Below are 1,253 nucleotides of genomic sequence, written 5' to 3' on the forward strand. Positions count from 1 at the left end.
AAACTCATTCAACAGGATAGCCGTAAACTGAGTGATAAACGATTTTATCGCCCTACTTTTCGTATGCACTTAACCAATAAAGAGATTCTAGACAAGCTTTTGAGCTATTCAGAAAACTTGAAACATCACTATCAGCTCTATCAGCTCTTGCTTTTTCACTTTCAGAATAAGGAGCCGGAGAAATTTTTCGGGCTCATTGAGGACAATCTAAAGCAGGTTCATCCTCTTTTTCAGACTGTCTTTAAAACCTTTCTCAAGGAAAAAGAGAAGATTGTCAACGCCCTTCAACTACCCTATTCCAACGCCAAACTGGAAGCAACCAATAATCTCATCAAACTTATCAAGCGCAATGCCTTTGGTTTTCGGAACTTTGAAAACTTCAAAAAACGGATTTTTATCGCTCTGAATATCAAAAAAGAAAGGACGAAATGTGTCCTTTCTCGAGCTTAGCTTTTCTTCAACCCACTACAGTTAACAAAGAAGCAAGAAAAAAGAGAGTTATAAACTCTCATTCAAACGGAGAATAAGGGATTCGAACCCTTGCGCCAGTTACCCGACCTAACGATTTAGCAAACCGTCCTCTTCAGCCTCTTGAGTAATTCTCCAATTAATGGGCACGAGTGGACTCGAACCACCGACCTCACGCTTATCAGGCGTGCGCTCTAACCACCTGAGCTACGCGCCCAAGTTAAAAACTTGGTAATTTGAACAAAGTTCAAAGCGGGTGACGAGAATCGAACTCGCGACAACAGCTTGGAAGGCTGTAGTTTTACCACTAAACTACACCCGCATACATACTATAAGTAAAAATGGCGCGAGACGGAATCGAACCGCCGACACATGGAGCTTCAATCCATTGCTCTACCAACTGAGCTACCGAGCCTTATTGCGGGAGCAGGATTTGAACCTACGACCTTCGGGTTATGAGCCCGACGAGCTACCGAGCTGCTCCATCCCGCGTTAATAAAAAAGGAGGATGTGGGATTCGAACCCACGCACGCTTTTACACGCCTGACGGTTTTCAAGACCGTTCCCTTCAGCCGGACTTGGGTAATCCTCCATGATATTCAAATGGACCTTGTAGGACTTGAACCTACGACCACTCGGTTATGAGCCGAGAGCTCTAACCAGCTGAGCTAAAGGTCCAACAAGATCATTATAGCGGCGAAGGGGATCGAACCCCCGACCTCCCGGGTATGAACCGGACGCTCTAGCCAGCTGAGCTACACCGCCATGAATCGGGAAGACAGGAT

The 1,253-nt window shown here is 45.5% G+C and carries 1 protein-coding gene and 8 tRNA genes; 1 reads left to right on the top strand and 8 read right to left on the bottom strand.

Annotated elements, in window-relative coordinates:
* On the top strand, nucleotides 1-450 hold a 450-nt coding region (locus HT734_RS09205; RefSeq protein WP_173278639.1), incomplete at its 5' end, for a transposase.
* A 67-nt stretch (nucleotides 451-517) separates the two neighbouring features.
* Here the strand turns inward: HT734_RS09205 and HT734_RS09210 are convergent.
* From HT734_RS09210 to HT734_RS09245, 8 genes are all read right to left on the bottom strand, one after another.
* Nucleotides 518-605: transfer RNA gene (locus HT734_RS09210), tRNA-Ser, on the bottom strand.
* 6 nt (nucleotides 606-611) lie between these two features.
* Nucleotides 612-685, bottom strand: a tRNA-Ile gene (locus HT734_RS09215).
* A gap of 34 nt (nucleotides 686-719) precedes the next feature.
* A tRNA-Gly gene (locus HT734_RS09220) sits at nucleotides 720-790 on the bottom strand.
* Nucleotides 791-810: 20 nt separating this feature from the next.
* A tRNA-Phe gene (locus tag HT734_RS09225) sits at nucleotides 811-883 on the bottom strand.
* 3 nt (nucleotides 884-886) lie between these two features.
* Nucleotides 887-960 (bottom strand) — tRNA-Met (locus HT734_RS09230).
* A 10-nt stretch (nucleotides 961-970) separates the two neighbouring features.
* A tRNA-Ser gene (locus HT734_RS09235) sits at nucleotides 971-1,060 on the bottom strand.
* A 12-nt stretch (nucleotides 1,061-1,072) separates the two neighbouring features.
* Nucleotides 1,073-1,146: transfer RNA gene (locus HT734_RS09240), tRNA-Ile, on the bottom strand.
* A 13-nt stretch (nucleotides 1,147-1,159) separates the two neighbouring features.
* Nucleotides 1,160-1,233, bottom strand: a tRNA-Met gene (locus tag HT734_RS09245).
* Nucleotides 1,234-1,253 lie beyond the last annotated feature (20 nt).

The sequence above is a fragment of the Streptococcus sp. k-90 genome (genome assembly GCF_013277565.1).
GTDB lineage: Bacteria > Bacillota > Bacilli > Lactobacillales > Streptococcaceae > Streptococcus.